The organism is Vreelandella boliviensis LC1 (assembly GCF_000236035.1).
In the GTDB taxonomy this organism is placed as follows: domain Bacteria; phylum Pseudomonadota; class Gammaproteobacteria; order Pseudomonadales; family Halomonadaceae; genus Vreelandella; species Vreelandella boliviensis.
The window spans coordinates 1,512,042-1,538,280 of the sequence record NZ_JH393257.1; the positions used below are offsets into that span (position 1 = coordinate 1,512,042).

A 26,239-nucleotide genomic window follows, 5' to 3' on the forward strand; every position below is an offset into this window, starting at 1 on the left:
GCCATTCAATGAATGGCGCAAGGACAGGAAACTGAGCATAGTATACCGTCAATTTAGACTAACGTCTAACATGATTTATTTTGGTGCGTTATTAGATTGGAAATGCACCATATTGGCGAAATAAGACCAGAGGTGAGCGCTTAAAAAGTTGTCTAATAACCTGATAAATAAATAAAAAACTAAAAATGGCAACATTGCTGCAGAGCTAAATTATATTTTGTATACAAGGTATGCTCACAATGATGACGCCCGCTTCAATATCCTTTATTTCTACTCCAAAAACCTCTTCTTCTACTCCAATCCCCGGTCACTCTACTGCGCGCCTGCTCACTGGCTGCGTGGCAGCGTTACTATTAATACCGGCGATCAGCCATGCCGATGACACCCAAATACGTTTTCAATTGGACTGGCGCTTTGAAGGCCCCTCCGCGCCGTTTTTAATGGCCGCTGAAAAAGGCTACTTCGCTGAAGAGGGGTTGGATGTACAAATTGATTCGGGCAGCGGCTCGGCAGGGGCGATTAACCGGGTGGCATCCGGGGCCTATGAAATGGGCTTTGGCGATCTTAACGCGTTGGTCGAGTTTCTCGCTGAAAATCCCGACGGCCCCGGTATTCAGGGCGTATACATTGTCTATGACGGCACCCCTGCCGCGGTGTTCGCCCGCAAAGACCGCGGTATCGAAAGCCCGGCTGATTTAGCCGGTAAAACCATCGCCGCTCCCACCTTCGATACCGGTTATCGCGCCTGGGGCGTGTTTGCCGCCGCCAATGACCTTGAAGCCGACGCAGTGGCGTGGCAAAACGTCGACCCCACACTGCGTGAAACGCTGCTCACTCGTGGTGATGTGGACGCGATCACCGGCTTTTACTTTACCAGCCTACTCAATCTTGAAGAGCGCGGTATGAGTGAAGATGAGCTGACGATTATGCCGTTCCCCGACTACGGCGTGCCGCTGTATGGTAATGCCATCATCGCCAGCGAATCCTTCGCCGAAGACAATCCCGAAGCCGTGAAGGGCTTTCTGCGTGCCTTTAATCGCGCCCTCGGCGATACCATTGCCGACCCCGAGGCTGCTATTGAATACGTCAAAAACCGCGATGGTCTGATTGACGTGGAAATGGAAACTCGACGTTTAAAACTCGCTCTTGATGGCGTCGTTGACACCCCCGAAGTGCGTGAAAATGGCGTAGGTGGCGTGGATGACGAGCGCCTGGCTCAGGCGATTCAACTGGTCGCCGATGCTTACGACCTCACGTCAATTCCCACACCCGATCAAGTGTTTAATTCAAGCTACTTACCTACTCAGGAAGAGCGCATGCTGTTTTCGGCCGAGGGTGAATAAGCATGTCGGCAGCGTTCGTCACCTTTGATGACGTGAGCCTGGCCTACGATGCATCAGGCAACGCCATTGAAGATATCAACCTAAGCATCCATGAAGGCGAGTTTGTCGCCTTCGTTGGGCCTTCTGGGTGCGGTAAGTCGACCTTTATGAAACTTTGCACCGGTTTGCATGCGCCGACGACGGGAGCGATTAAGGTCGATAATGAGCCAGTCACCGGGCCGCTGAAGATCTCTGGCATGGCGTTTCAAAACGCTAACCTGCTGCCCTGGCGCACCACCTTGGATAACGTCTTGCTGCCGCTGGAAATCGTCAAACCTTACCGCCATCAGTTTCGCAAACGGCGTGAAGAGTTTATCGGCTGGGCGCGCAAGCTACTCAAGACGGTAGGACTTGAAGGTTACGAAGATCAGTACCCCTGGCAGCTTTCTGGCGGTATGCAGCAGCGGGCGTCGATCTGCCGGGCGCTGATTCATCAGCCGCGCCTGCTGATGTTGGATGAACCCTTTGGCGCGCTGGATGCGTTTACCCGCGAAGAGCTGTGGTGCGTGCTGCGTGACCTGTGGGAGGCGCAGCGCTTTACGGTAGTACTGGTGACCCACGACCTGCGTGAAGCGGCGTTTCTCGCCGACACCGTCTACATCATGAGTCGCCGCCCTGGCCGAGTGATCGAGCGCCGTCAAATCGAGCTGCCGCGCCCCCGCGCATTGGAAACCACTTACCAAAAACCCTTTATTGATCTGGTGCAGGAACTGCGCGCCCAGATTGGCGAAGTACGCAGCACTTAACAGGCACGCTTATGACGAAACATAACCCGTTAATTGAACGGCTCGCGCCGTGGATCGCGGTGGTGGCACTGGTCATTATCTGGGAAGTCACGGTGCGAGTGTTTGACGTACCCAGCTTTATCTTCCCCAGCGCCTTAGAGACCGCCCAGGCGCTGGTGACCTATTCAGGGCCCATCGCCATGCACTCCTGGCAAACCTTCTGGACCACGCTGATTGGTTTTGGCCTGGGCGTTGCCGTGGGGCTGGTGTTGGGCTTTATTATCGGCTCGTCGCGCTTTCTGTATAACGCCTGCTACCCGCTGCTGGTGGGCTTTAACGCTATCCCCAAGGTCGCTTTCGTGCCGATTTTAGTGGTCTGGTTTGGGATTGGCTCGGTGCCGGCGATTCTCACCGCCTTTTTGATCTGCTTTTTCCCGATTGTGGTCAACGTGGCTACCGGTTTGGCCACGCTGGAGCCCGAAATGGAAGACGTACTGCGAGTGCTGGGGGCGCGGCGTATGGATGTGCTGCTGAAAGTCGGCCTGCCGCGCTCGCTGCCCTACTTCTTTGCTTCACTGAAGGTCGCCATTACCCTGGCGTTTGTAGGCACAGTCGTGTCAGAAACCGTCGCTTCGAACCAGGGCATTGGCTACCTGATGATGAGCGCTGGTTCGCAAATGCGCATGGGGCTGGTATTTGCCGGGTTGCTGGTGATCAGCGCCATGGCCATGGTGATGTACGAGCTGTTTGCCCAGTTGGAAAAGCGTATGACCGGCTGGGCGCACCGGGGTCAGAATCGCTAAGCCAGTATTGGGCTTACCAACGATAGAGCAGCGAGGCGCTGGTGGTACTGTCGGTGCGCGCGCTGGTGTCATCGGGTGGCTGGGAGTTGTGCTTAAGTTCGTGGGATAAGCGCAGCGACAGCTTCGCGTTAAGACGGGCGGTAAGCGCCGTTAGCGAACGGGAAGTGGTGTTCTGGTCGGTATACTCCACCGACATTTCCTGCTGAATATCGGCGTAGTCGGAGAACCCCCAGCGATAATCCAGCGCGGTGTAGGTCACCATCAAGCGTTCATCATCGTACTCGCGCAGCCGGTCGTGACGATAGCCGGGGCCCGCTTCTAACGATAGGGTGTGGGTGTCGTTCTCCAGAATCTGGCGCCCGTAACCCCCAATCGCTGACAGTTGCTGATCATAACCGGCAAAACGATCCTTCTCCCAGCGGGCAAAGCCAAATAGATAGTGTGGGCCGTCTAGCTCATAGCGCTCGCGTCCAGAGATCAGGTACTGCTCGGCGCTGGTTTCGTTTTCTTTACTCACCGTGCGCACTTCACCACGCAGCGAATAGGTGAATTTACCGGTTAGCCATGTCAGCAGCGTTTTACCAATCAGCGTTTGGCTATTGGTATTGCCCGAAAGGTGGGTAAAGCCCAGCTCGGCGTCGCCACTGAACACCGGCGCATCTTCCAGGGGAGGTGGTGGGGCGTAAAACGGGCTGGCATAGGCAGCGTTTAACCACAGTGGCCAGCAGGCCAGTACAATAATCCATCTAACGATTGCCACTACATCCCTCCTTGGTTTAGGCCGAGGACTATTATATCAGCGAACGATGACAGGAGTGATGGCAATTAACGTCGTTTGCTGGCGCGTGCCATAATGGTGCGGTCACGCATTTTGAGTCTACCTATGAGTGTTTCTCGCCCCCGAACATTAGCCGATCTGCAGCGCTGGCGTCGCACCCGCGCAAGGCGCAGTTGGTATAAGCGCAGCTTTCGCCTGCAGGTGATGCTGTTGGTCGGGCTGCTATTAGCGGGCATGCTACTGGCACAGGGCACCTATCTCAATCACCGCAAGGCGGAAATTATTAGCCAGCAGATGGGCGAACGAGCGCTGGCGGTGGCCAAAACGGTGGCCTCGATGCCGCAAATTATTAATGCCTTTGCGATCCCCGACCCCGCGTTCATTATTCAGCCCCTCGCAGAGCGAATTCGCCATGAAACCGGTGCTCGCTACGTCGTTGTGGGCAATGCCCGAAGTATTCGCTACTCCCACCCGGTGCCGGAGCGGATAGGTAAGCCAATGGTAGGCGGCGATAATGATCAGGCGCTGATTCATGGCCAGTTTTATGTCTCCGAAGCGACCGGTTCACTGGGCACCGCCATTCGTGGCAAAGCGCCTATATGGGACGAAGAAGGCAATATCATTGGCCTGGTGTCTGTCGGTTTTATGATGGATCGAGTGGCCATGGACGTGGCGCGCCATAACAGCTTTGGCTGGGCGCTGGTCGCACTAATGATTACGCTGGGCTTTGCTGGCGCCTACTGGCTATCACAGCACCTTAAAAAGGTCATTTTAGGCCTTGAACCCTACGAAATTGCCCGCTTGGCCATGGAGAAAGAAGCCATTTTGCAGTCGATCCACGAAGGCATTCTGGCGGTTAATCGTGAAGGCCATATTACCCTGGTCAACCAACAGGCGCGGCGCTTTCTCAACTTAGACGATGAGCATGTGCTGTTGGGGCAGCCCATTCGTGAGGTGGTGCCTAATTCGCGGCTACTGGAGGTGCTCAGGCGCGGCGAGCAAGAGTTCGACCAGGAGATGTGGCTGGGCGATCACCCGGTGGTGGTCAACCGCGTGCCGATTCTGCACGAGGGAGAAATTGAGGGTGCGGTGGCGACTTTCCGCAGCCGTCGCGAGATCGTTGATCTATCCCAGGCGCTAACTCAGGCCAGCCGCGACGTGGATATGCTGCGCGCACAGGCCCACGAGTTTTCCAATAAGCTCTACACCATCTCAGGGCTGCTGCAGTTAGAGCGTATTGAGGAAGCCTTGGCGCTGATCCACCAGGAAACCGAACGCGCTCAGGCGCAAATGAACTTCTTAATGCGCAATGTAGCCGATGCCGTGCTTAGCGGCACGCTACTGGGTAAACTAACCCGTGCGCGGGAGCTGGGCGTGGCGCTGGAAATTGATGAGCAAAGCTCGCTCTCTTGCCCGCTAACGCCCACCGGGCAAGAGGTAATGATGGGCGTGGTGGGTAACCTGCTGGACAACGCCTGCCATGCCGCGCTGAATGGGCCGAGCAAAGAGCCCAACGTTCGCCTGTTTTTCACCGATTTGGGCGAGCAGCTGTTGATCGAAGTGGAGGACAACGGGCCTGGAGTGCCCGCCCAATTTGCCGAGTCGATTTTCCAGGAAGGCTTCTCGACCAAAGCTGGCAAGCACCAGGGTATCGGCCTGGCGCTGGTGGCCAGGCTTTGCCGCCAGCACGGCGGCGCTGTGACCCTAGAGGAGAGTGAGCTAGGCGGGGCGTGCTTTATCGCGGTACTCGACCGTTCGATCTGCGCGCAGCCAGACCAGCAGCAGTCCCAACAACGCTATCAACATCGCTCTCAACAACAATTCCAAAGCAGTACCAAAAACAGTGACTACGACGGCTAGGGAGGCAGGCAATGTCTGATGGGCAGTACGGTATTTTGGTCGTTGAAGACGATTTTCGCATTGCCGATATTCACAGGGCCTTTATTGAACAGAGCGATGGCTTTTATGTGGTGGGCATGGCGCGCAACGGCAGTGAAGCCAAGGCCATCATGGCCGAGCAGGCTGCCAGCATTCAGTTGATTCTGCTCGACGCCTACCTCCCCGATGTTGAAGGATTGGAGCTGCTATGGGCGATTCGCCGCGACTATGTGCATGTGGATATCGTCATGGTCACCGCCGCACGGGAAGTGGAAACCATCAGCGAGGCGCTGCGTGGCGGGGTGTTCGACTACCTGATCAAGCCCATTGAAGCCACCCGAATGACGCAAATGCTGACCCGCTTTCGGCGCGAGCGTGAAGCCTTGGCCAACCGGGCCGAGATGAACCAAGACGAGCTGGATTCTGTGCTGGCGCGCATGCAGCCCGGCGAGTCGTCGCGGGCTAAAAACGCCGCTCAGTCTCAAGCCCTGCCCAAGGGAATAGATCGGCTGACGTTGCGTCGGGTGATTGACGCCCTGGCAGACGCCCCGGACTCCCTCACCGCCATGCAGATGGCGCGCACCATGGGCGCCAGCCGCTCTACCGCGCGCCGCTATTTAGAATTTTTAGTCGCCGAGCAGGCAGTCAGTGCCGAGCTGGGCTATGGTGATGTAGGGCGCCCCGAGCGTCGCTATCGGCTGTTGGAGGCGGCACACGAGTGGCTTGACGCTTTATGAATGCATGCTGTAACCAAATCGGCGTGAACAAAATAAACAAAATGCCCATAAAGAACTTTTTGTCTTTTATGCGCACAAGCTTGTCGGCCAGGGGCATGGTCTTCTAACGTTCGCGACGTGCAGTCTCACAATAAGAAGCGCTACATAGCAACACCATCACACAACAACACTGATACGTGGAGAACGCCATCATGACATCGCTTACCCTCAAGCGTTTATCGCTATTTGCTCTGCCCCTGGCTGCTGTTGCCGGACTGAACTCAGCCGCACAGGCGCAAGAGTGGACCCCAAGCCGCTCCATCGAATTCGTTGCACCGGCTAACCCCGGCGGCGGTTGGGATACCCTTGTTCGAACCGTATCGCGGGTTATTCAGCAAGAAGGGCTGGCTGACGAAAGCTTTGCTGCCATCAATGTCCCCGGCGGCGGCGGCGCCGTAGCCTGGGCGCAAATTGCGCGTGATAGCGGTAACCCGCATAAGCTGTTCGCCACCAGCCCGCCAATTATTCTGGTGCCGTTAGCGGGTGCTTCACGTTACGACCATACTGATTTTACACCTATCGCGCGCCTGATTACTGACTACTCCATCATTCTGGTACCGACAGATTCTGAGTACCAAACGCTCAGCGACCTTTTTGACGCTCTGAAAGACAATCCTGGGTTAAGTGTAGGTGGCGGTAGCGCGCCAGGCTCTATGGATCATATTTCTCTGGCAGGGCTGGCTGATGCTGCAGGTCTTGAAGCATCCAGTGTGAACTATATTCCTTTTTCGGGTGGCGGTGATGCCATGACCAACCTGATGGGAGGGCATATTGAAGCCGTGGTGACCGGTGCCGGTGAAGCGGTAGGTCAACTGGGAGAAGGCAGCCAAATCCGTGCGTTAGGCGTATCAGCTCCTGAGCGACTAGGTGGCGGGCTTGCCGATGTGCCAACTTACCAGGAGCAGGATATCGACTATACGTTTGATATCTGGCGCGGCGTAATGGGTGCTCCCGATATGCCTGCAGAAGCCGTGGCTTACTACCAGGATCTGTTCGTTGAAATGCAAGAGACGGATGGCTGGCAGCAAGCACGCGATCAGTTAGGTTGGATCGACGCCTATCAAGACAGTGAAGAATTTGGTGCCTTCCTGGATCAGCAGCAAGAGCAGTTCAGCGACGTGTTGAGCGAGCTTGGCCTACTGCGCCAGTAACCCTACTCCTGTATAACCCAGCCGCCCAAGTGCGGCTGGGGCTTCCTGTCGTTAACCGCTGGTTGTTAGCTACTAGTCTTTAAAACTGGTTGTTAAGAACAAGTTTGTTAATCGCTGGAGGCGTGTTGGCTCCTTCGGAGAGACTCCTATGACTCGTTTAAATACCAATCAGTGGTTAGCACTGGTATTTGCGGTATTGGCCGTTGGCTATATCGCGATGGCGTGGCAAATCCCTACTTTCCCCCTGCCACGACCGGTCGATTCTGACCTCTTTCCTAAAGTATTAGGCTTCGCGCTACTGATCCTGTCGGTGTTTCTGTTTTTCGAGAAGCCTACTCCGATAGCCGGTGCCGATGAGATAGATCAAGAAGCCACCCAAGGCCCAATGCTGCTTACGCCATGGGCGCGGGTCATCGTGACCTCGCTAGCGATTGCCGCCTATGCTTTTTTGCTGGTACCTCTGGGCTTTGTGCTCGCCTCAACGCTACTCTGCGTTGGTCTGACGGCCTACTACGGTTATCGCCGCCATGGGGTCAACCTCGCTACATCGCTGGGGGTAGTGCTGGCGCTCTACCTGACCATGACGCGGGTGATGGATGTTTACCTACCCACTGGCGTGCTGCCTTTCTAAACAAAGTAGTGTTAGCAGGTCTTTCCGCTAGCAGTTCTTAAGAGAGTAATTCCCATGGATGCCTTCAATAATTTGATGTACGGCTTTGGCATCGCGCTTGAGCCAATCAATATTGCCTACGTATTTGCCGGCGTATTTGCTGGCACCATCATCGGTATGCTGCCGGGCCTGGGGCCTATCAGTGCACTTGCCTTGATGATTCCTATCACCTTTGCCATGGAGCCCTCGTCGGGCTTGATCCTGATGGCAGGGGTTTACTACGGCGCCATCTTCGGTGGATCCACTTCGTCGATTTTGCTCAACGCCCCCGGCGTGGCGGGCACTGTGGCGACCTCTTTTGATGGCTACCCGATGGCTAAAAAAGGTCAGGCGGGTAAAGCGCTGGCGATTGCCGCCTACGCTTCCTTTATCGGTGGTACCATTTCCGTTATTTTCTTAATGCTGATCGCTCCGCTGCTGTCGAAAGTGGCCGTGAGCTTTGGCCCTTCTGAGTACTTCGCCTTAATGGTGCTGGGCTTGACCGCTGTCGTTTCGCTCTCGGATAAGTCACTGGTTAAAGGGCTAATTGCCGCCGTGGTGGGGGTGATTATTTCTATTATCGGTATCGACATGCAGACCGGTACTGAGCGCTTTACCTTCGGTTCGGTGCAGTTGCTTGATGGCATCGACTTCCTGGTCGTGGCCCTGGGTATTTTCGCCCTTGCCGAGGTCTTTTACATGTTGCTGCGCGGCGGCGGTGGCAAAGAGGCGCCCCGCAATGCGATTGGCTCGCTGAAATTGACACGTAGCGAACTGAAAGAAATCGCTGGCCCTATTGGTCGTAGTTCGATATTGGGGTTTTTTACCGGCGTGCTGCCGGGTGCAGGCGCTACCATCGGCTCGTTTCTGGGCTACAGCATGGAGAAGCGCATTGCCAAAGATGGCGATACGTTTGGGCAGGGTAATATCAAAGGCGTGGCCGCGCCGGAAGCAGCCAACAACGCTGCCTGCACTGGCTCCTTTGTGCCACTGCTGACGCTGGGTGTGCCGGGCTCGGGCACCACCGCTGTTCTGCTTGGCGCGTTGCTTGTCATGGGCGTTAACCCGGGCCCGATGATGCTTGCAGAGCGCCCAGACGTGTTTTGGGGCGTGGTTGCCAGTATGTATATCGGCAATATCTTCCTGTTGGCACTTAACCTGCCGCTGATTCCCTATATCGCCAAAATTCTCGACATGCCTCGCCCGTTGCTGCTGTCGCTGATACTGATCTTCTGCATGATCGGCGTCTACGGTATGAGCTTCAGCGTATTTGACCTGCTGCTGCTGCTTGGCTTTGGCTTGGTCGGCCTGGGCATGCGCCTGTTTGGGTTTCCCGCAGCGCCGCTGATTCTAGCGCTGATTCTCGGCAACATCATGGAAGAGTCCATGCGCCGAGCGCTGCAGATATCAGGGGGTGACTGGATGACCTTTATCGACAAGCCAATCGCTCTTGGCCTGCTGGTGGTTGCTCTGTTGTCGCTCGGCCTACCGTTACTGAAAAAACGTCGTAAGAAAATTCCACCCGACGTGGCTATTTAATGCCGCCATTTAAAGGGTGAATAGCGAGGAGTCTTGGTGATACCAAGGCTCCTTTTTTATTTACCTCTTTTCATCGACTTTTTTAACTGATGATAAAGAGTGTATTTGTAACTATTAGGTGAGTATTACGTTACCAGTCTGTGTTCAAAAAGCCCGTGTGCTTAATTGGTGCGCTGTATCTTGTTGGTGCATTGAGAGCGTGCTTAGGCAGCGGTGTTGCGCTTTATTTTGGTGCATGCGGGGAATGTTGAAATTTTAAGGTGATTATTAAGTGGCTGATTAAATAGCTATAAGGCCACTTTGTGCCAATCTGGCGCACCCCTTGCAGGTGTTAATGGCTAGTAAACGTATTGGCTAGTGGACGTATTGGCTAGTGGACGTATTGGGGGAGCTAACACCACAACCCCAAGTGCGAAGCCAATCATCAAGCCTCGGTCATAACAAACCCCAGCCATAAGGGGTGCAAGGAGATTAACAATGAACACTCTCAAACGCTCGACACACCCGCGCCCATTCCTGTCACGTGGCCGTTTCGCCACCGCTTTACTGACCGCCGCCGTGATGGGCGCCAGCGCCCAGGCCATCGCCCAAGACGATGACCCGATCAAAGTCGGTATCCTGCACTCCCTCTCTGGCACCATGGCGATCAGTGAAACGGTGCTTAAAGACACCGTTGAGATGCTGATTGAGCAGCAGAACGAAGCCGGTGGCTTGCTGGGTCGTCAGCTAGAAGCCGTAGTGGTCGACCCCGCCTCTAACTGGCCGCTATTTGCCGAGCGCGCCCGCGAGCTACTAGCCCAAGAAGAAGTAGACGTGATTTTCGGCAACTGGACGTCTGTGTCCCGTAAGGCGGTGCTGCCGGTCGTCGAAGAGCTTAATGGCCTGCTGTTCTACCCCGTTCAGTATGAAGGCGAAGAGTCTTCAGAAAACGTCTTCTATACCGGCGCAGCACCTAATCAGCAGGCGATTCCGGCGGTGGAATACCTGATCAATGAAGTGGGTATCGAGCGCTTTGCGCTGGTCGGTACCGACTATGTCTATCCGCGCACCACCAACCGCATCCTCGAAGCGTTCCTTAAGGATGAACACGGCATCGCGGAAGAGGACATCATGGTCAACTACACGCCGTTCGGCCACTCCGACTGGCAGAACATCGTGGCCGAGATTCGCCGCTTTGGCGAAGAGGGTAAACCCACCGCGGTGATCTCCACGGTTAACGGCGACGCCAACGTGCCGTTCTATACCGAACTTTCCAACCAGGGTATCGACGCTGCTGATATCCCGGTTGTCGCCTTCTCGGTGGGTGAGCAGGAACTGACCGGTATTGATACCGGCCCGTTGGTCGGTCACCTGGCCGCCTGGAACTACTTTATGAGCGTCGATAACGACGACAACTACGACTTTATCGATGCCTGGATTGAGTACACCGGCGACGATATGGCGGTCACCAACGACCCCATGGAAGCGCACTACATTGGTTTCAATATGTGGGCCGAAGCGGTGCGTAAAGCGGGTACTACCGACGTAGATACGGTGAAAGACGCCATTATCGGTGTAACCGTACCTAACCTGTCTGGTGGCTATGCGGCGATGATGCCCAACCACCACATCACCAAGCCGGTGCTGATTGGTGAGATTCAGAACAACGGCCAGTTCGATATCGTTTGGCAAACGCCGTCTACCGTGGCGGGCGATGCCTGGTCTGACTACCTGCCTGGTTCGCGTGACCTGATTGCCGATTGGCGCAAGCCGATGGAGTGCGGCAACTTTAACGTCGTTAACGGCTCGTGCGGTGGCAGCACCGCAGCAGAAGAAGCCGAAGCGGCGCTTGCTGAGTAACGCATAACACCCCCTTGCCGCGCCGTGTATCGTTGATTGGCGCGGCAAGGAGCACGCTATCTTTCCCTCTTAGATAACCAAAGGAAGAACCCCATGAGGCGTTTCCTTTCCTTGGCGCTGCTTTGTTTCCTGCTGTTGGGTATCACCCTCACCGCACAGGCACAATCAACAGACGCCGCCAGCAACCCCACAAATGATGCGGCCGCGCTCGAACTATTAGAGGCGCTGGACGTTGAATCCTACACCGCCAAAGGCGAAGCCATTACGGCTATTCTGCAAAGCGACGACGAGCGCGCCCGTGATTGGCTGCAGGCGCTGCTGGATGGCCGCTTACAGCGCACCGACAATGGCCGCTTTGTATTGGTACTGGAGAACCGCGGCCGCGACTGGCCAGTGGCCGATGTGCTGACCGGCGAAGCGCTGGGCGAGATGTCCCGGCGCGACCTGGAGCGCGTTGGTATCAATAACAACCTGCGTAATCAACTGCGCAGCGCCATTGCGGTCGTTGACCTCTACTCGCCCAACGTTGAGCGCCGCCGCACATCGGCGGAGCGCTTACTAGGCGAGGTAGACGGTGAGCTAGTGCAGCCCATTAATGACCTAATCGAGCAGGAAGAAGACGATCAGGTGCGCTATCGCCTAACCCAGGCGGTGGCGATTTATCGCGCGGAAGCGGGCGAAATGGCGGGTGTCGAGGCGCTGGATGGCAGCCTGCACCCGCGCTCTCGTGTGGCCTTAAGCCGAGCGGTCAATGGTGATGACCCGGTGATCGCCAACGCCGCCGCCGCCTCTTTGGCGGGCATCGAGCAGCAGCTCAAAATCAACCGCGGTTTGGAAACCCTCTATTTCGGTTTAAGCCTGGGTTCGGTGCTGGTGCTCGCGGCGATCGGCCTGGCGATCACCTTTGGCGTGATGGGCGTAATCAATATGGCCCACGGCGAACTGATGATGCTGGGTGCCTACACCACCTGGGCGATGCAGCAATTATTGCCCGGCCAGCCAGGGTTAGCGCTGATTCTATCAATTCCCGCCGGCTTTATGGTCGCCGCGCTAGCCGGTGTGGCGATCGAACGCGGCGTTATCCAGTTCCTCAAGGGCCGCCCGCTGGAAACCCTGCTGGCGACGTTTGGTATCAGCTTAATTCTGCAGCAGCTGGTGCGCACGGTGATTTCACCGCTCAACCGTACCGTGATCACCCCGGAGTGGATGAGCGGCTCTCTGGTGGTTAACGATGCGCTGTCGCTTACGCTCAACCGTATGTACGTGCTCGGCTTTGCGCTGGTGGTGTTCGCGGGCCTGATGCTGATTATGCGCCGCACCCGGCTGGGGCTTGAGGTGCGTGCCGTGACCCAGAACCGCGCCATGGCGCGCTCCATGGGTATTCGTGCCACCCGCGTGGATATCATGACCTTTGCGCTGGGTTCCGGCGTGGCCGGTCTTGCCGGTGTTGCGCTCTCCCAGCTTACGAATGTCGGCCCTAACCTGGGGCAGAACTACATCATCGACTCGTTCATGGTGGTGGTGTTCGGCGGCGTGGGCAACCTGTGGGGCACGCTGGTCGCTGGGCTCTCGCTGGGGGTCATCAACCAGGTGCTGGAACCCTGGGCAGGCGCGGTGCTGGCCAAAATTATCGTGCTGGTCTTTATCATCCTATTCATTCAAAAACGCCCGCGTGGACTCTTCCCGCAGAAGGGCCGGGCTGCGGAGGGCTAAGCGATGTCATTAACGACCGAATCATCGACCAACTTTTGGCTAACACGCCCATTCAGCGAACGTTCCACGCAGATCTTTCTGGGCGTACTGCTGGCCGCCTTGGCGCTGGTCACCATCTTGCACGTGGTGGTGCCGCCAAGTAACCCACTGCATGTAGGGGCTTATACGGTCAATCTGTTCGGTAAGTACCTAAGCTACGCGCTGCTGGCAGTAGCGGTGGACTTGGTGTGGGGCTATCTGGGCATTTTGAGTTTGGGGCACGGCGCCTTTTTCGCCATCGGCGGTTACGCCATGGGCATGTACTTAATGCGCCAAATTGGTGAACGTGGCACCTACGGCCACCCGGTACTGCCCGACTTTATGGTGTTCCTGAACTGGGACAGCCTACCCTGGTACTGGCTCGGCTTTGATATGGCCTGGTTTGCCTTTGCCATGGTGCTGATCGCGCCGGGGCTACTGGCGCTGGTATTTGGTTTTCTGGCATTTAGATCGCGAGTAACCGGGGTCTATCTATCAATCATTACTCAGGCGCTGACCTTTGCCTTGATGCTGGCGTTTTTCCGCAACGAGATGGGTTTTGGCGGTAATAACGGCTTAACCGACTTCCGCGAGCTGCTTGGCTACAATTTGCGCAGTAATGACACGCGGCTGGGGCTGTTTTTAGCCACCGGCGTGGCGCTAGGGCTGGGCTATATTCTCTGCCGCGCTATCGTGACCAGTAAACTGGGCCGGGTCAGCATTGCCACTCGTGACGCCGAAGCGCGCACGCGCTTTCTTGGCTACCGGGTCGAACGCTTTCAGCTGTTTGTGTTTGTGGTGTCGGCCATGCTGGCGGGCCTGGCGGGCGCGCTCTACGTGCCCCAGGTGGGCATTATCAATCCCAGCGAGTTCTCGCCGATTTTCTCCATCGAGATTGTGCTGTGGGTAGCGTTAGGCGGCCGCGCCACACTTTACGGTGCGGTGATAGGCGCTATTTTGGTCAACTACGCCAAAACCATCTTTACCGGCGTAATGCCCGATGCTTGGCTGTTTGCGCTAGGGGCGATGTTCGTACTGGTCACGGTGTTTCTGCCTAAAGGGGTGGCAGGGTTGTTTCACTATCTCAAGCGTCGCAAACGCGACGATACGGCAAATAATGACCCGAACGCTGATCCCACTTCCAAGGAGGCCTCTGCATGAGTTTGCTGCACTCGCTGACCCAGCGTGACCGGGTGTTCGATTTTATGGCGCCCCAGGCCTCGCCGGTGGACGTCCGCCACGGCCCGATTCTCTACATGGAAGATGTCACCGTGAGTTTCGATGGTTTCAAAGCCATCAATAACCTCAACCTCACCATCGACGACGGTGAGCTGCGCTGCATTATCGGCCCCAATGGGGCGGGTAAAACTACCATGATGGATATCATCACCGGCAAAACGCGCCCCACGAGCGGTAGTGTTTGGTTCGGCAGCCGCCATAACCTGTTGAATATGAACGAGCCCGATATCGCCAGTCTGGGCATTGGCCGTAAGTTTCAAAAGCCCACGGTGTTTGAAGCGCTGTCGGTGTTTGAAAACCTGGAGCTGGCCATGGCCGCCGATAAGCGGATCTTCCCTACACTTACTGCCCGTATGACCGGCGAGATCAAAGACCGCATCGATGAAGTGCTGGAAACCATCGGCTTAACCGCGCTTCGCCATCAGCCCGCGGGGATTCTTTCCCACGGTCAGAAGCAGTGGCTGGAGATCGGCATGCTATTAATGCAGCGCCCACGGTTACTGCTGGTCGATGAGCCAGTGGCGGGCATGACCGAGCAGGAGATGGAGCGCACCGCCGAGCTGCTAACCGGGCTTGCCGGAAAGCAGTCCGTGGTCGTAGTAGAGCACGATATGGGCTTTGTGCGCTCGATTGCTCGCCAGGTGACGGTACTGCACCAGGGCAGCGTGCTGGCGGAAGGCAGTATGGATCAGGTCTCCAACGACCCCAAAGTCATCGAGGTCTACCTGGGTGCAGACGACGAGGAGGTCGCCTGATGCTTGCGATCGAAAAACTCAACCAGTTTTACGGCGAAAGCCATACCCTTTGGGATCTGGATCTTGACGTGCCCACCGGCCAGTGCACCTGCGTGATGGGCCGCAACGGCGTAGGCAAAACCACGCTATTAAAAGCCGTCATGGGCGAAGTCGCAGTAAAAAGCGGCAAGCTGCGTTACACCACTGAAACGGGCGAGATTGAGCTAACCAAAAAAGCGGTGGAAGAGCGTTCGCGCCTGGGCATCGGCTATGTGCCCCAAGGGCGGCAGATATTTCCGCTGCTCACCGTGGAAGACAATCTACGCACCGGCCTTGCCGCCCGCAGCGACGGGCTGAAGAAAATCCCCGAGCGGGTCTACGAGCTGTTCCCCGTACTCAAGGAGATGAAAAACCGCCGGGGCGGCGACCTTTCTGGCGGGCAACAGCAGCAGTTGGCCATTGGCCGCGCGCTGGTGATCGAGCCCAAAATGCTGATTCTCGATGAGCCGGGGGAAGGCATTCAGCCCAATATCGTCGCCCAAATCGGCCAGGTAATACGTCAGTTGATCAACGAGGACGGTCTTACGGTATTGCTGGTAGAGCAAAAGCTACCTTTTGCCCGCAAGTACGCTGACCGCTTCGTGATCATGGATCGCGGCCGACCGGTGGCCAAAGGCGAGATCAGCGAACTTTCTAATGAGCTGATCAAGCAGCACTTGACGGTTTAAGTTAACCATACACGGTTATAAGCCCACCCCCTTGGTGGGCTTAATCGCTAAAATCCTGTTCTATGTTCGGTTGACATCACGCCTTTGTGTGTAATATAGGCTGTTTATCAATTAGAAGCAGGTGGGGTATGCGCTATAAAGATAAACATCAGCTCGCCGCCGAGTGGCAGACGCTTCTAGAGCGCACGCCTAAGCCGTTGCGGCAAGCAGTAGAGACGTTGGTGGAGAACCACTGCCACCGCTTTGCTGACCAATTTTATCGGGTGATGCTGGAAGATCCGCATGCCTCGCTATTTCTCTCCAACGATCAAGTGGAGCAGCGTTTAAACCCCTCTATGCGGCGTTGGCTGAAGGCCATGTTTTCCGTCGAGCACGCCGATTTCGAAGCTCTGGTTGAGCAGCAGGAAAAAGTGGGGCAGGTGCATGCCCGCATCGATATTCCGGTAAACCTGGTGCTTAACGGGGCGCGGCAACTTAAGCAGGCGTTTTATCAGCAGATCAACGCCACGCTTACAAGCCCGCTGTCGACGGGGGATGCCTCGGTGTATGTCTCCGAGCATATTGATATGGCCATGGAAATTATGAGCCACGCCTACTCAGTGGCCAGCGACCGTAATGCGCGCACCGAAGAGGCGTACAAGCTATTTTCCCTCACTCAAAACATCGGTGACGAGCGTGAGCGCCAGCGTTCGGCGCTGCTGAACTGGGAAAATGCGCTGATGTTTGCGGTGGCCGCCCAACAAAATATCGCCACGCTGCCGAAGTTAGCCAATTCCGATTTTGGTCTTTGGTATCTCCATAAAGCATGCCATGCGTTTGAGGGCGCGCCGGAGATCGCCACTATTTCCCGGCATATTCAGCAAGTGGATCGTGAGTGGCTGGAAGTCCTGCTGCATGACGATGCTAGCCAGCGGCTTAAGGCGCTGGGCGAGATTAGAGATGCCACCCGCACGGTGTTGATGCTGCTCGACGATGTACTCGAGCGTGCTTCCGGTTTAGATGCCGGACGCGACAGCTTAACCCGCTTACTCAACCGCAAGTTTCTACCGGTCGTGCTCAGTCGCGAAATCGACATTGCCCGCCATTCGGAGCACTGTTTTGCGCTGTTAATGGTCGATATCGACCACTTCAAGTCGATCAACGACACCCATGGTCACGACTCAGGCGACAGCGTGCTCCAACAGGTGGCGAGTATTCTTGACCGCTCCACCCGTGGGGGGGATTACGTGTTCCGCATGGGCGGCGAAGAGTTTTTGATTGTGCAGGTCAATACTGACTATGAAGGTAGCCGGCTATTTGCAGAGCGGTTGCGCCAGTCGGTGGCTAAAGAGCCGTTGCTCGCGGGCGCGGATACGCTGCTTAACGTGACGATTAGCGTGGGCGTTACGCTCCACGACGGCCATCCTGATTATCACCACTCCCTGCAGCGGGCTGACCAAGCACTTTATCAAGCGAAACGCGGCGGGCGAGACCGGGTTGTTGTGCAGTGATGGTGCTGGAAATGTAAATCTGGCCTGCTAATGCACTTTTTTGGTGCTTTCTTCATGCTTTTGATCTTTTTTAGTGCGTAAAAAAGAAGGGGTCTGCCATGTTATTTGGCTTATATCCCCGCATTGAACGCCCAATAGGGTTTTTCACCATTTTGGCGCATTAATTGCTTCTATTAAGTTAAGGGCACAGTGAATATCTGTCTGCCAAAAGCTTAATGAAAAGGAAGCGACAGCTACCCATGATTCTGTGCGAACTCGCCAAACCACAAGTTGCCTCCGGCCACCGCTTCGACGCAGGCCGCCACTGGGCGGCTTCGTTGGCGTTACGCTTTGCCAACCGCGATGGCGCCACCCGCATGGTGCAGGCGCGCCACTCAGGGCCGCTGCGGGTGCAGCGTCCGTTTTACCCGGAAGGCGGTGATGAGGCGTGCCATATCTACGTCCTGCACCCGCCGGGCGGGTTGGTCAGCGGCGATGCACTTACCATCAGCGCCCACGTAGAGCGCGGCGCCCATGCGCTACTCACCACGCCTGCCGCCAATAAACTCTATAAAGCCGACAGCCAGGGCGTTGCCTGGACACAGCACACCCGGTTGAGCGTTGAAGATGGCGGCACCCTTGAGTGGCTGCCCCAGGAGACCATCGCCTTTGATGGCTCCAAGGGCGAGCAGCGCACCCAGATTGACCTTCACGGCAGCGCCCGCTGCCTGGGTTGGGAAGTGATGGCGCTAGGCCGCCCGGCCAGCGAGTTGCCTTATATTTCCGGGCGTATCGAGCAGCACTTTCGCTTAACCCTGGACGGCAAGCCGCTGTGGCTAGAACGCCAGCCGCTCGATCCGCTTCACCCACGCTTTAAGGGCCGCTGGGGCCAAGGCGGTGCCACCGTGCAGGCGACGCTGTGGGCGGTGGGCATTGCTGACGCGCCTGCGGCGATTGATGCCCTGCGTGAAGCGCTGCCGGATAATCCACGCTGGGCGGTTACCGTTCGCCATGGCGTCCTGCTGCTGCGCTATCTGGGCAACTCGCGTAACGAAGCCTGGGCGCTATGTGAACAAGCCTGGCACCTGCTGCGCCCCCGTTGGATCGACCGCGCCGCGCATACGCCGCGAATTTGGCTAACCTAATCCGTATCCCTGTGATGCACTGCTGGAGACACGTTCCATGGAATTAACCCCGAGAGACAAAGACAAGCTGCTGCTGTTCTCCGCCGCTCAACTGGCCGAGCGCCGCAAAGCCCGCGGTTTAAAGCTCAACTACCCGGAAGCGGTGGCGCTAATCAGTTTTGAGATTATGGAAGGCGCCCGGGATGGCCGTAGCGTAGCCGATTTAATGAGCTATGGTCGCGAGATCCTTAGCCGCGACGACGTGATGGAAGGCGTCGCCGAAATGATCGACGACGTTCAAGTGGAAGCCACCTTCCCCGACGGCACCAAGCTGGTCACTGTTCATACGCCTATTGTTTGAGAGGCGATTCAAAGGAGCAACCAAATGATTCCCGGTCCAATGATTCCAGGACAGTACAAGTTAAAAGACGGTGATATCGAGCTGTGCGTGGGCCGTGAGCGGATTAGCGTGGAAGTGGCCAATACCGGCGACCGGCCGATTCAGATCGGTTCCCACTACCATTTTGCCGAAGCCAACCCCGCATTGACCTTTGATCGCGCCAAGGCGCGGGGTTACCGCTTGGACGTGGCCGCAGGCACGGCGATTCGCTTTGAGCCCGGCCAAACCCGTGAAGTCACGTTGATTCCCTATGTGGGCGAGCGTGCAATTTACGGCTTCCGTGGTGATGTCATGGGTAAGCTCGACGGAGATAAACAATGAAACCGGTTAACAAGATCAGTCGGCAGGCTTACGCCGATATGTACGGCCCCACGGTGGGCGACCGCGTGCGCCTGGGCGATACCGAGCTATGGATTGAAGTCGAAAAAGACGCCACCCACTACGGCGATGAAGTGAAGTTCGGCGGCGGCAAAGTCATCCGCGACGGCATGGGCCAGAGCCAGCGTGCCGACGACACGGTGATGGATACAGTCATCACCAACGCGCTAATTCTGGACTGGTGGGGCATCGTTAAAGCCGATGTGGGCATTCAAAACGGCCGCATCGCGGCGATTGGCAAAGCGGGCAACCCGGATACCCAGCCGGATGTCGAGATCGTGATTGGCCCCGGCACCGAAATCATCGCCGGTGAAGGCAAGATTCTCACCGCTGGCGCCCTGGATGCCCACATCCATTTTGTCTGCCCACAGTTGGTCGAAGAAGCACTGATGAGCGGCATTACCACCATGCTCGGCGGCGGCACCGGCCCGGCCACCGGCACCAACGCCACCACCTGCACTCCCGGCGCATGGCATATCGGCAAGATGCTGCAAGCGGTGGACGATATGCCCATGAATATCGGCTTTCTGGGCAAAGGCAACGCCAGTCTGCCCGAATCCCTGGAGCTTCAGCTCAAAGCGGGCGCCATGGGGCTCAAGTTGCACGAAGATTGGGGCACCACGCCCGCGTCGATCAATAACTGCCTTAACGTCGCCGATGCCTACGATGTGCAGGTAGCGATCCACACCGACACCCTAAATGAATCGGGCTTTGTGGAAGACACCCTGGCCGCGTTTAAAGAGCGCTGCATTCACACCTACCACACCGAAGGCGCTGGCGGCGGTCACGCCCCAGATATCCTCACTGCCTGCTCGAAAGCCTATGTCCTGCCCTCTTCCACCAATCCGACGCGGCCCTATACGGTCAACACTATCGACGAACACCTCGATATGCTGATGGTGTGCCACCACCTCGACCCCAATATTCCCGAAGATGTGGCCTTTGCCGACTCGCGCATTCGCCGCGAAACCATCGCCGCGGAAGATATTCTGCATGACTTGGGTGTGATCTCGATGATCGCCTCAGACTCCCAAGCCATGGGGCGGGTCGGTGAAGTGGTCTGCCGTACTTGGCAAACCGCGCATAAGATGAAGGTGCAGCGTGGCCTGCTGCCGGAAGATGAAGCCCTGGGCGCCGATAACTTCCGCGCCAAGCGCTATATCGCCAAGTACACCATTAACCCGGCGATTACCCACGGCATCGCTCATGAAGTGGGCTCCATTGAAGTCGGTAAACTGGCGGATCTGGTGCTATGGAAACCGGCGTTCTTCGGCGTAAAACCGGCGATGATGATCAAAGGCGGTATGATTGCGGCGGCGCCCATGGGCGACCCCAATGCTTCGATTCCCACGCCCCAGCCGGTGCACTACCGCTATATGTTTGGTGCATTAGGCCGAGCGGCTAGCCAGACCCGGCTCAGCTTTGTTAGCCAGGCTGCGTTAGACGCCGGCATTAAAGAGACACTGGGCCTCAATAGCCAACTGGCCGCGTGCAAAAACGTGCGCCAGGTGCGCAAGCAGGATATGAAGCTCAATGATGCCTGCCCCGATTTAACCGTCGACCCGCAAACCTATGAAGTGCGCTGCGATGGCGAAATTTTAACCTGCGAGCCCGCCACCGACCTGCCGCTGGCACAGCGGTATCATTTATTTTGATTGAGCTATTATCCGGGGTGCCGGGGGTAGGCCTACGAGAGGGCGCTGTAAATACATCCGTGTACGCTACTTTTGCCATCTGCCCTCCAGGGATGGAGGAAATGCCGGAAATGTATGGAACATTTTCCGGCCATGGCAAAAGACCCTCTCTACGGCCTACCCCCGACACAGCCGCACCGAGCGAGAAAGGAAGTTAGTCATGTTAAAACTAATAGAACGCTTAGGGCCGATAGAGGAGAGCGCGGCGAGCGACACACTCACGCTGCCCTTTGAACTACGCATTCGCGGGCGCTTAAAAGCCCAAAGTGATAGCGGCCGCGAGCTGGGACTGTTTCTGGATCGTGGCCCGGTGTTGCGCAGCGGCGAAGGCCTAAAAGCCGAAAGCGGCGAAGTCGTGCGCGTCTGCGCCGCCGTAGAGCCTGTGGTGACCGCGCGAGTGAGTGCTGGCTTACCGCTGGCGCGTCTGGCTTACCACCTGGGCAACCGCCACGTGCAGCTGGCGCTGGGCGAAGATGAGAAGGGCGCTTGGGTACGCTTCCCCCCGGATCACGTGCTGGAAGAGCTCGCCGAACTGCTGGGGGCCGAACTAGAGCACCATAACGCCACCTTCGACCCAGAGCCCGGCGCCTATAACCAAGTGGGCGGCGGGCACTCTCATTCACACGGTCATGGCCATTCGCACGATCATTCCCACGACCACGCACATGAGCACCACCATGCCCACTGATTCAGCTGCGCTAAAAAGCCAAAGCGATGAGCTGGCGCTGCTAGGCTTAATGCAACTGGTCAGCCCTGCGCTACCCATCGGTGCTTTTGCGTTTTCCCAAGGCTTGGAAAGCGCTTTTGAACTTGATTGGGTGCGCGATGAAGCCAGCCTTGGCGAGTGGCTAAGCGGCGTGCTGGAAGATGGCTTAACCCGCTGCGAGCTGCCAGTGCTGGCGCGGCTACATCAAGCGTTTGATCAGGCAAATGGTGAATCCATTGCCGTTTGGGATGAGTGGCTGGCCGCCACGCGGGAAACTGCTGAACTGGCCGCTGAAGATAGCCGCCTGGGCGCCTCGCTCAAGCGCCTGTTAGGCAGCCTGGACCTATTGCCAAGCGAAGAACCGCTGCCGAGTGAAGACTTACTATCGCCGTTATTACCGAATCAAGCAGGCTATGTGACGCTATTTGCCTATACAGCGCATGCCCGCGGCGTGTCCGTTCGCCAAACCTTGCTGGGCTTTGCCTGGGCGTGGTTGGAAAACCAACTGGCGGTGGCTTGCAAAGCACTACCGCTGGGCCACACCGCTGCCCAGCGTGTGATTGAGCAGCTCCGTCCCGTGCTAGTGAATGCCGTTAACCAAGCGCTAACACTGGAAGATGACGAACTAGGCCCCGTGCTACCCGGTTTGGCCCTGGCCAGTGCGCTGCACGAAACCCAGTATTCACGCCTGTTTAGAAGTTAATCAGCTTATCGATTGAGGAGAGATTTATGACTCACTGTTTACGCATTGGCGTGGGTGGCCCGGTTGGTTCCGGCAAAACCGCACTGCTCAAGCAACTCTGTTTAGCGCTGCGGGACTACTACGATATCGCCGTGGTCACCAACGATATCTACACCCGCGAAGACGCCGACTTCCTGCTTAAGCACGATGCCCTACCGGCGGATCGTATTCTGGGGGTAGAAACCGGCGGCTGCCCGCATACCGCGATACGCGAAGATGCTTCGATGAACCTGGCGGCCATCGATGAGCTACAGGGACGCCATCCCAAGCTGGAGCTGGTCATGGTGGAGTCGGGCGGCGACAATCTTTCTGCGACCTTTAGCCCCGAGCTTTCCGACCTGACTCTCTACGTCATCGACGTTTCCGCTGGCGATAAAATTCCGCGCAAAGGCGGGCCGGGCATCACCAAATCCGACCTACTGATTATCAATAAAATCGATATCGCCGAACAGGTACATGCGTCGTTAGACATTATGGAGCGCGATTCCAAGAAAATGCGCGGCGAGCGGCCCTTTGTGTTTACCAATCTTTATGACGGGGTAGGGCTTGAAGAGATTATCCGCTTTATTCTCGATAAAGGGATGCTTGATGAGCGGCGCCCGCAGGCCGAAGCGACCGCAAGCTAACGTTAATCGACCCGCGTAATCGGCTGGCGATTTGGATCGACGTGCCATGGCAGGCCAAGGCGGGTATTGCGTTCCAGCTCGGCAATCACCTGGGCGCCCAGCAGTAAAATGATGGCGCCCACTTCCAGGCTAATCAGCACGACCACCAACGTCGCCAGCGAGCCGTAGACGGCGTTAACGAACGAGAGGTTGGCGAAATAGTAGACCAGCAGCAGGCGTACCCCTTCCCAGAGCAGGGCTGCCACAAAGCCGCCTACAATTGCCCGGCGTAAAGCGATGCGCACCACCGGCAGTACTTTGTAGATAGCGCTGAAAAGTAGAAAAACGCCGATGAAGCTGGCCAGGTTAAGCACTGGTTCTGATAACCCCGCCAAAGGCAGCTCTCGGTCGAAAATGGCCATGACCAGCGCATTCAGCGAACTGGCCAGGGTGACTACGAGGGTAAGCACCATGAGTGCTGCCCCGAGTACCACCATAAAAGCGTAAGGCAGCATGACTGATACCCAGGCACTGCGCTTGATATGCGGGCTATCCGGCGCATGGAAAATGATCGCTAAAGCGTCTTCAAGCATACGAAAGGCGAAGGAGCTGAACAGTAGCAGAATGGGAAAGCTCAGAATGCCGATCACGTCCCGCGAGTCCAGCAGGCTGCGAACGGCCTCTAACAAGACCTCGGCGTGGGCGGGCGCCATATGGCGTGCTTGTATCGACAGCACATTGAGAAGGTGCTGCTGATCTACCACCTGGGTTAATAGCACCACCAGCACGGCAAAAAGCGGCACAATTGAGAGCAGAATATTGTAGCCCACGCCACCGGCAAGCAGGATGCCGTGATTTTTCAAAAAATTGCGTAATACGCGCCAAGCAAAGTGAGCCAACCGGGGGAGCAGGAGCAAGACAGCGCTAAAAAATGAGGGGTTTTGAACCATGCTTGCCATTCTCCTTGTTACTTGCTGATGCCATGATACGCCCATGGCGCTAGCAAGTAACAAGGGCAAAGATCAAGAAAGTCAGGAATGGACGGGGCTGGGTTAAGATGGCGGCAGTAGAAAGCTCTGTTGAAGGTAAGCCTTAAAAACAAAAAGGTCGCCCTGACCAGGCAGTAGAAAGGTCAGGGCAACCGAAGAAGGTGGCTAAGCGTCTTGCTTAAAACGGGCCATCCTTGGCCACCACCACTCCAGAATGAACGTTTACGCTATCGATAGCCTTAACTTAGGTTATGAACCTAATTATTGATTGTTAATTATTGGAATATTAAGTAAAAAACACCGCAAATTGGTTAAAGACTGTGCATTTTAGGTCGATAAGGCCCCTATAATTATTAAAAACTCTTTCCCTCAAGACTGACTCTGGAACTTGTTCACAAATGACCACTTCTTCTGATTCCAAACGAGCTCTTGGTTTACAAACCAAGGTGCTGATGCTGGTACTGCTCCCCCTTCTGTTAGTGACGGTTGCGCTGGTCGGGTTTAAAGCCTACAGCAACATCCAAGACACCCGCGATACGTTAGCAAATCAGCGTGAAATGCTGATTGAAGAGCGCCGCCAATCGGTGCGCGATATCGTCCAGATGGCGACTTCTGCCATCGAGCCCATTTACGAGCAAGCCGGTGCCAACGATGAGGCCGCCAAGCAGCAGGTAGCCGAGCTGGTGCGTTCCATGCGCTTTGAAGATAACAACTACATCTTCATCTACGATTATGACGGTAACAATATCGTAACGGCGCCTGCGCCAGAGCGTGAAGGCACCAACATGATCAATGCGCAAACCCCCGATGGCACCTATTTGATTCGCGAGATCATTAAGGTCGCTCAAAGTGGTGGGGGCTTCTATAGCTATATGTGGGATTACCCGGGTACCGACAGAATTGAACCCAAGCACTCCTTCGTTGATCGCCTGGAAAAATGGGGCTGGCTCATTGGTGCAGGCGTTTACGTCACCGATGTTGAGGACGCCGTTGCCGAACTTGAAGCCGCGGCTGCCGCCGATTTGCGTCAAGGCATTATATTTGCCTCCCTGTTGGGGCTGGGTCTATTTATCGTGATTGCACTGATTGCGTATGGCTTGGTGCGTCGCACGCTGGGACCGATCAAGCGCACTACCGCGGCTATGCACGATATTGCTCAGGGGCGCGGTGACTTAACCCGTCGCTTAGCAGTTGAAAGCGGCGATGAGATTGGCGAGCTAAGCGCTCAATTTAACGCCTTTGTGGCGCGCATGCAGACCACTTTGCGCGATGTGCGCAGCAGTACGCTGAGCGTGCACCAGGCGGCGGGGGAAATCTCACAAAGCTCCGAAGAACTCGCCACTCGGACTGAGCAGGCGGCGGCAAACCTGCAACAAACTTCCGCTTCCATGGAGGAGATCACCTCGACGGTTAACCACAGTGCCGACAATGCCCAGCAGGCCAATACGCTGGTGCAATCTACCGCCGACGTGGCCCGTGAAGGCGAAACTGCGATGGGTCAGGTTGAGACCACCATGCGTGATATCAACGACTCCGCTTCGCGTATCAGCGATATCATCACCATGATCGATGCGATTGCCTTCCAGACCAATATTCTGGCCCTTAACGCCTCGGTGGAAGCTGCACGGGCGGGCGAGCATGGGCGCGGCTTTGCCGTGGTGGCGCAAGAGGTGCGGGTGCTGGCCAGCCGATCAAGCGATGCTTCCAAAGAGATTCGTGCGCTTATCGATACCTCGGTTCAACACACAGAATCGGGTGCGAAATTGGTGCGCAATGCAGGCGACACCATGCGCGAGATCGTTTCCAGCGTGGCGAAGGTTACCGACGTGATAGGTGAAATTACCGCTGGCGCTAAAGAGCAGAGCAGCGGTATCGGTCAGATCAACACCGCCGTGGCCGAAATGGACACCATGACCCAGCAGAACGCTGCCATGGTAGAAGAGTCGACCACCGCTGCTGCCAATATGCGCCGTCATGCAGAGCACCTGAATCAGTTAATCAACTCTTTTGTACTTGGCGAAGACGAGCCCCAGCATCAGGCGCTAGCCTCTCCGGCGCCTCAGCAGCGCGGCGGTGATAGCGGCCTGAAACGCCCCGCGCTTTCATCGCACGCCTCATCACAGCCATCATCAAAGCCCTCACCGGCAAAGCATGCTGCAGATGAGTGGGAGGAGTTCTAG

The 26,239-nt window shown here is 56.5% G+C and carries 24 protein-coding genes; 22 read left to right on the forward strand and 2 right to left on the reverse strand.

What is annotated here, in order from left to right:
- The first annotated feature begins 239 nt into the window (after nucleotides 1–239).
- The 3 genes from KUC_RS06745 to KUC_RS06755 are packed head-to-tail and all read left to right on the forward strand — an operon-like array spanning nucleotide 240 to nucleotide 2,910.
- Nucleotides 240–1,343 carry an ABC transporter substrate-binding protein gene (locus KUC_RS06745; RefSeq protein ID WP_244264750.1) on the forward strand — a complete coding sequence of 368 codons (1,104 nt, stop codon included), beginning with the start codon at nucleotides 240–242 and terminating at the stop codon, nucleotides 1,341–1,343.
- Between the two features lie 2 nt (nucleotides 1,344–1,345).
- Nucleotides 1,346–2,128: an ABC transporter ATP-binding protein gene (locus KUC_RS06750; RefSeq protein ID WP_007112405.1), complete on the forward strand. Its 783-nt coding sequence runs from the start codon at nucleotides 1,346–1,348 to the stop codon at nucleotides 2,126–2,128.
- An 11-nt stretch (nucleotides 2,129–2,139) separates the two neighbouring features.
- Nucleotides 2,140–2,910 carry an ABC transporter permease gene (locus KUC_RS06755; protein WP_007112406.1) on the forward strand — a complete coding sequence of 257 codons (771 nt, stop codon included), beginning with the start codon at nucleotides 2,140–2,142 and terminating at the stop codon, nucleotides 2,908–2,910.
- A gap of 13 nt (nucleotides 2,911–2,923) precedes the next feature.
- Here the strand turns inward: KUC_RS06755 and KUC_RS06760 are convergent, their stop codons facing one another.
- Nucleotides 2,924–3,670, reverse strand: a complete 747-nt coding sequence (locus tag KUC_RS06760; protein WP_007112407.1) for a DUF481 domain-containing protein — start codon at nucleotides 3,668–3,670, stop codon at nucleotides 2,924–2,926.
- Between the two features lie 123 nt (nucleotides 3,671–3,793).
- Here KUC_RS06760 and KUC_RS06765 point away from each other — a divergent pair, with 123 nt between their 5' ends.
- The 18 genes from KUC_RS06765 to ureG all read left to right on the forward strand — a co-directional run bounded on the left by KUC_RS06765 (nucleotide 3,794) and on the right by ureG (nucleotide 23,091).
- Complete coding sequence (locus KUC_RS06765) at nucleotides 3,794–5,548, forward strand: ATP-binding protein (RefSeq protein ID WP_007112408.1); 1,755 nt, start codon at nucleotides 3,794–3,796, stop codon at nucleotides 5,546–5,548.
- Between the two features lie 11 nt (nucleotides 5,549–5,559).
- Nucleotides 5,560–6,303 (forward strand): response regulator, encoded by a 744-nt coding sequence (locus KUC_RS06770; RefSeq protein WP_007112409.1) that lies wholly within the window; start codon nucleotides 5,560–5,562, stop codon nucleotides 6,301–6,303.
- A 191-nt stretch (nucleotides 6,304–6,494) separates the two neighbouring features.
- Nucleotides 6,495–7,493, forward strand: a complete 999-nt coding sequence (locus tag KUC_RS06775; RefSeq protein ID WP_040479770.1) for a Bug family tripartite tricarboxylate transporter substrate binding protein — start codon at nucleotides 6,495–6,497, stop codon at nucleotides 7,491–7,493.
- Nucleotides 7,494–7,641: 148 nt separating this feature from the next.
- Nucleotides 7,642–8,124, forward strand: a complete 483-nt coding sequence (locus tag KUC_RS06780; RefSeq protein WP_007112411.1) for a tripartite tricarboxylate transporter TctB family protein — start codon at nucleotides 7,642–7,644, stop codon at nucleotides 8,122–8,124.
- 54 nt (nucleotides 8,125–8,178) lie between these two features.
- Nucleotides 8,179–9,681: a tripartite tricarboxylate transporter permease gene (locus tag KUC_RS06785; protein ID WP_007112412.1), complete on the forward strand. Its 1,503-nt coding sequence runs from the start codon at nucleotides 8,179–8,181 to the stop codon at nucleotides 9,679–9,681.
- Between the two features lie 477 nt (nucleotides 9,682–10,158).
- Nucleotides 10,159–11,520, forward strand: a complete 1,362-nt coding sequence (gene urtA, locus KUC_RS06790; RefSeq protein WP_007112413.1) for an urea ABC transporter substrate-binding protein — start codon at nucleotides 10,159–10,161, stop codon at nucleotides 11,518–11,520.
- A 93-nt stretch (nucleotides 11,521–11,613) separates the two neighbouring features.
- Complete coding sequence (gene urtB, locus KUC_RS06795) at nucleotides 11,614–13,233, forward strand: urea ABC transporter permease subunit UrtB (protein WP_007112414.1); 1,620 nt, start codon at nucleotides 11,614–11,616, stop codon at nucleotides 13,231–13,233.
- Between the two features lie 3 nt (nucleotides 13,234–13,236).
- The gene (urtC, locus tag KUC_RS06800) at nucleotides 13,237–14,412 is read left to right on the forward strand and encodes an urea ABC transporter permease subunit UrtC (protein WP_007112415.1); all 1,176 of its coding nucleotides are present in this window, start codon (nucleotides 13,237–13,239) and stop codon (nucleotides 14,410–14,412) included.
- Nucleotides 14,409–15,245 (forward strand): urea ABC transporter ATP-binding protein UrtD, encoded by an 837-nt coding sequence (urtD, locus tag KUC_RS06805; protein ID WP_007112416.1) that lies wholly within the window; start codon nucleotides 14,409–14,411, stop codon nucleotides 15,243–15,245. The genes urtC and urtD overlap by 4 nt, the downstream gene beginning before the upstream one ends.
- Complete coding sequence (gene urtE, locus KUC_RS06810; RefSeq protein ID WP_007112417.1) at nucleotides 15,245–15,952, forward strand: urea ABC transporter ATP-binding subunit UrtE; 708 nt, start codon at nucleotides 15,245–15,247, stop codon at nucleotides 15,950–15,952. Before urtD ends, urtE begins: the two co-directional genes overlap by 1 nt.
- 128 nt (nucleotides 15,953–16,080) lie before the next feature.
- Nucleotides 16,081–17,442, forward strand: a complete 1,362-nt coding sequence (locus tag KUC_RS06815; protein ID WP_007112418.1) for a diguanylate cyclase — start codon at nucleotides 16,081–16,083, stop codon at nucleotides 17,440–17,442.
- A 239-nt stretch (nucleotides 17,443–17,681) separates the two neighbouring features.
- Nucleotides 17,682–18,566 carry an urease accessory protein UreD gene (locus KUC_RS06820; RefSeq protein WP_007112419.1) on the forward strand — a complete coding sequence of 295 codons (885 nt, stop codon included), beginning with the start codon at nucleotides 17,682–17,684 and terminating at the stop codon, nucleotides 18,564–18,566.
- 37 nt (nucleotides 18,567–18,603) lie between these two features.
- A complete protein-coding gene (locus KUC_RS06825) occupies nucleotides 18,604–18,906 on the forward strand; it encodes an urease subunit gamma (RefSeq protein WP_007112420.1) in 303 nt (100 codons plus the stop codon).
- A gap of 39 nt (nucleotides 18,907–18,945) precedes the next feature.
- The gene (locus KUC_RS06830) at nucleotides 18,946–19,266 is read left to right on the forward strand and encodes an urease subunit beta (protein WP_007112421.1); all 321 of its coding nucleotides are present in this window, start codon (nucleotides 18,946–18,948) and stop codon (nucleotides 19,264–19,266) included.
- Complete coding sequence (ureC, locus tag KUC_RS06835; protein ID WP_007112422.1) at nucleotides 19,263–20,978, forward strand: urease subunit alpha; 1,716 nt, start codon at nucleotides 19,263–19,265, stop codon at nucleotides 20,976–20,978. Before KUC_RS06830 ends, ureC begins: the two co-directional genes overlap by 4 nt.
- A 199-nt stretch (nucleotides 20,979–21,177) precedes the next feature.
- Complete coding sequence (ureE, locus tag KUC_RS06840) at nucleotides 21,178–21,705, forward strand: urease accessory protein UreE (RefSeq protein WP_007112423.1); 528 nt, start codon at nucleotides 21,178–21,180, stop codon at nucleotides 21,703–21,705.
- Nucleotides 21,695–22,426: an urease accessory protein UreF gene (locus KUC_RS06845; RefSeq protein ID WP_040479773.1), complete on the forward strand. Its 732-nt coding sequence runs from the start codon at nucleotides 21,695–21,697 to the stop codon at nucleotides 22,424–22,426. The genes ureE and KUC_RS06845 overlap by 11 nt, the downstream gene beginning before the upstream one ends.
- Nucleotides 22,427–22,452: 26 nt before the next feature.
- Nucleotides 22,453–23,091 carry an urease accessory protein UreG gene (ureG, locus tag KUC_RS06850; RefSeq protein ID WP_007112425.1) on the forward strand — a complete coding sequence of 213 codons (639 nt, stop codon included), beginning with the start codon at nucleotides 22,453–22,455 and terminating at the stop codon, nucleotides 23,089–23,091.
- 2 nt (nucleotides 23,092–23,093) lie between these two features.
- Here ureG and KUC_RS06855 read toward each other — a convergent pair whose 3' ends face one another.
- On the reverse strand, nucleotides 23,094–24,020 hold the full coding sequence (locus KUC_RS06855) for a YihY/virulence factor BrkB family protein (protein ID WP_040479776.1): 927 nt from the start codon (nucleotides 24,018–24,020) through the stop codon (nucleotides 23,094–23,096).
- A gap of 437 nt (nucleotides 24,021–24,457) precedes the next feature.
- On the opposite strand from KUC_RS06855, the gene KUC_RS06860 reads away from it, so the two are divergent.
- Nucleotides 24,458–26,239, forward strand: a complete 1,782-nt coding sequence (locus KUC_RS06860) for a methyl-accepting chemotaxis protein (protein WP_007112427.1) — start codon at nucleotides 24,458–24,460, stop codon at nucleotides 26,237–26,239.

Excerpts from the sequence above, each read along its gene's own strand:
- KUC_RS06745 (WP_244264750.1), top strand. The coding sequence starts at position 240 with ATGATGACGCCCGCTTCAATATCCTTTATTTCTACTCCAAAAACCTCT.
- KUC_RS06750 (WP_007112405.1), top strand. The coding sequence starts at position 1,346 with ATGTCGGCAGCGTTCGTCACCTTTGATGACGTGAGCCTGGCCTACGAT.
- KUC_RS06755 (WP_007112406.1), top strand. The coding sequence starts at position 2,140 with ATGACGAAACATAACCCGTTAATTGAACGGCTCGCGCCGTGGATCGCG.
- KUC_RS06765 (WP_007112408.1), top strand. The coding sequence starts at position 3,794 with ATGAGTGTTTCTCGCCCCCGAACATTAGCCGATCTGCAGCGCTGGCGT.
- KUC_RS06770 (WP_007112409.1), top strand. The coding sequence starts at position 5,560 with ATGTCTGATGGGCAGTACGGTATTTTGGTCGTTGAAGACGATTTTCGC.
- KUC_RS06775 (WP_040479770.1), top strand. The coding sequence starts at position 6,495 with ATGACATCGCTTACCCTCAAGCGTTTATCGCTATTTGCTCTGCCCCTG.
- KUC_RS06780 (WP_007112411.1), top strand. The coding sequence starts at position 7,642 with ATGACTCGTTTAAATACCAATCAGTGGTTAGCACTGGTATTTGCGGTA.
- KUC_RS06785 (WP_007112412.1), top strand. The coding sequence starts at position 8,179 with ATGGATGCCTTCAATAATTTGATGTACGGCTTTGGCATCGCGCTTGAG.
- urtA (WP_007112413.1), top strand. The coding sequence starts at position 10,159 with ATGAACACTCTCAAACGCTCGACACACCCGCGCCCATTCCTGTCACGT.
- urtB (WP_007112414.1), top strand. The coding sequence starts at position 11,614 with ATGAGGCGTTTCCTTTCCTTGGCGCTGCTTTGTTTCCTGCTGTTGGGT.
- urtC (WP_007112415.1), top strand. The coding sequence starts at position 13,237 with ATGTCATTAACGACCGAATCATCGACCAACTTTTGGCTAACACGCCCA.
- urtD (WP_007112416.1), top strand. The coding sequence starts at position 14,409 with ATGAGTTTGCTGCACTCGCTGACCCAGCGTGACCGGGTGTTCGATTTT.
- urtE (WP_007112417.1), top strand. The coding sequence starts at position 15,245 with ATGCTTGCGATCGAAAAACTCAACCAGTTTTACGGCGAAAGCCATACC.
- KUC_RS06815 (WP_007112418.1), top strand. The coding sequence starts at position 16,081 with ATGCGCTATAAAGATAAACATCAGCTCGCCGCCGAGTGGCAGACGCTT.
- KUC_RS06820 (WP_007112419.1), top strand. The coding sequence starts at position 17,682 with ATGATTCTGTGCGAACTCGCCAAACCACAAGTTGCCTCCGGCCACCGC.
- KUC_RS06825 (WP_007112420.1), top strand. The coding sequence starts at position 18,604 with ATGGAATTAACCCCGAGAGACAAAGACAAGCTGCTGCTGTTCTCCGCC.
- KUC_RS06830 (WP_007112421.1), top strand. The coding sequence starts at position 18,946 with ATGATTCCAGGACAGTACAAGTTAAAAGACGGTGATATCGAGCTGTGC.
- ureC (WP_007112422.1), top strand. The coding sequence starts at position 19,263 with ATGAAACCGGTTAACAAGATCAGTCGGCAGGCTTACGCCGATATGTAC.
- ureE (WP_007112423.1), top strand. The coding sequence starts at position 21,178 with ATGTTAAAACTAATAGAACGCTTAGGGCCGATAGAGGAGAGCGCGGCG.
- KUC_RS06845 (WP_040479773.1), top strand. The coding sequence starts at position 21,695 with ATGCCCACTGATTCAGCTGCGCTAAAAAGCCAAAGCGATGAGCTGGCG.
- ureG (WP_007112425.1), top strand. The coding sequence starts at position 22,453 with ATGACTCACTGTTTACGCATTGGCGTGGGTGGCCCGGTTGGTTCCGGC.
- KUC_RS06855 (WP_040479776.1), bottom strand. The coding sequence starts at position 24,020 with ATGGTTCAAAACCCCTCATTTTTTAGCGCTGTCTTGCTCCTGCTCCCC.
- KUC_RS06860 (WP_007112427.1), top strand. The coding sequence starts at position 24,458 with ATGACCACTTCTTCTGATTCCAAACGAGCTCTTGGTTTACAAACCAAG.